Consider the following 1,547-nt stretch of genomic DNA (forward strand, 5'->3'; position numbering starts at 1 on the left):
CCGATATCAACGCGATTTTGCGGATTTGAGGCGGGTTACGGCGTAAACCCGACCGTCGCGATGTCGGACCTGAGGTCGTAATGGCAAGATAGGCCGACGCGCATTTTTCCGCCGTTGGCGTTCGGAAATATGGCGCCATCCTCAAGAAGTGTGGCGCCTCCGGCATTCCTGAAGGTATCCCCCTTCCAAAAGTCTTTGAAGGGGAAGAACGGTATTTCAGGCTCTCCGTATTTGGATAAGGCCTTGGCTGCGGATTTACACTCTGTTTGCAAGTGCGCGTGCTGCCGAGATTTGTGATTACGAACAATATCTTCATTGTCCCTACACTTTTTATAATCCGAAATACAGGTTGGGTGCTTAGCCTCTTCCTCCATAATTTGCCCTCCATAGTAGATCATCCATGAACCCGCGAGTGCGGCAAAAGCCAGTATAGACAAGCACCCGGCTCCGGCCTTTTTAGCGGCCTTCGCGCGCTCAACCTCCCGCAATGGGTGGCCGCATTGGGGGCAGGATATGGCGGATGCGCTGACATTATGGCCGCAGGATGCGCATGGAATGAGAGACATCAAAACCTCGAATGAATAGGTCGGGATAACGCGTGCAATTTTGCACGGAACCTGCCGGACCCCAAGCCCAAGGATCGATTATGACTGCCATCGCACCCACTTTCATTGACACATTCCCGCCGCGCCCCCGCGCCCGCGTCGCAGCGCTCGAATGGCCGCTGTCGTTTGGCGGCAAGGAATATCGCGAAGTTCATGTCGTGAGGCTGACGGTGAAAGAGGTCGCCGATTTTATCGAGGGCCTCTCCGATGATGCTGGCGCCACCATGGCGCGGCTTCCGATGTTCCGCGACGCCGCTGGCGATCTCATCCCCGACGTCGTGCTTTCCGCGCTCGACGACGACGACAAGTTCGCGCTGGAAGAGGCCGCCCGCGATTTTTTGCCCCGCCGGTTCCGGGCCGCACCGGAGGAAACTTCGGCCCCGGCGGCTGGCGAACCTACCGCGCCTTCGTCAAGCGCATAATCGGCTGGTCCATGGCTGAAATCATGGACATGGCGTGGGATGAGCTTCTGGCGGAAATGCGGGAAGCAATGCGTATTGAAGGGCTGGTTTGATGGCGAGTCTGACGTCGACACTGTCGATCGTGCTCAAGGACGATGTGACGAAGCCGGCCCGCTCCGTCGCACAAGCCCTGAAGGACACCGAGTCCGAAATCAAGTCTATATCCAAGGCGATGGCCGGCACGGGCGCGACCGATAAGTTTGTCGCGTCGCTCTCGAAGCTTCGCCTCGCCAAAAGCGACATCGAAATGGTCGCGTCAGCATGGAAGAATTACGCGGCCTCGGCAGGATTGGCGGGTAACGCGTCGTCCTGGACGAAATCGCAGATTGCGGGCGTAAGGTCCTGGGAAACGCAGACCATTGCATCGCTGCGCGCCGTGAAGCGCGAACAGGCGACATTTTCGGCGCAGCAGCGAAAATTTGCAGCTTCAGGCGACAATCAGAAGAGCGGCGCAAAAGATTCCCGGCTCAACCTGCTGCCG

The 1,547-nt window shown here is 57.9% G+C and carries 3 protein-coding genes; 2 read left to right on the forward strand and 1 reads right to left on the reverse strand.

Going from position 1 to position 1,547, the window contains the following annotated elements:
* Nucleotides 1-35: 35 nt before the first annotated feature.
* Complete coding sequence (locus tag QZY01_RS15600; protein WP_294538757.1) at nucleotides 36-437, reverse strand: hypothetical protein; 402 nt, start codon at nucleotides 435-437, stop codon at nucleotides 36-38.
* Between the two features lie 209 nt (nucleotides 438-646).
* Here QZY01_RS15600 and QZY01_RS15605 point away from each other — a divergent pair, with 209 nt between their 5' ends.
* The gene (locus QZY01_RS15605) at nucleotides 647-1,027 is read left to right on the forward strand and encodes a phage tail assembly protein (protein ID WP_294538759.1); all 381 of its coding nucleotides are present in this window, start codon (nucleotides 647-649) and stop codon (nucleotides 1,025-1,027) included.
* 121 nt (nucleotides 1,028-1,148) lie between these two features.
* The coding region (locus QZY01_RS15610; RefSeq protein WP_294538762.1) for a hypothetical protein at nucleotides 1,149-1,547 on the forward strand (399 nt) is incomplete at its 3' end.

The sequence above is a fragment of the uncultured Rhodoblastus sp. genome, assembly GCF_903903185.1.
Lineage (GTDB): Bacteria > Pseudomonadota > Alphaproteobacteria > Rhizobiales > Beijerinckiaceae > Rhodoblastus.

Coding starts and splice junctions, on each gene's coding strand:
- QZY01_RS15605 (WP_294538759.1), top strand. CDS start 647: ATGACTGCCATCGCACCCACTTTCATTGACACATTCCCGCCGCGCCCC.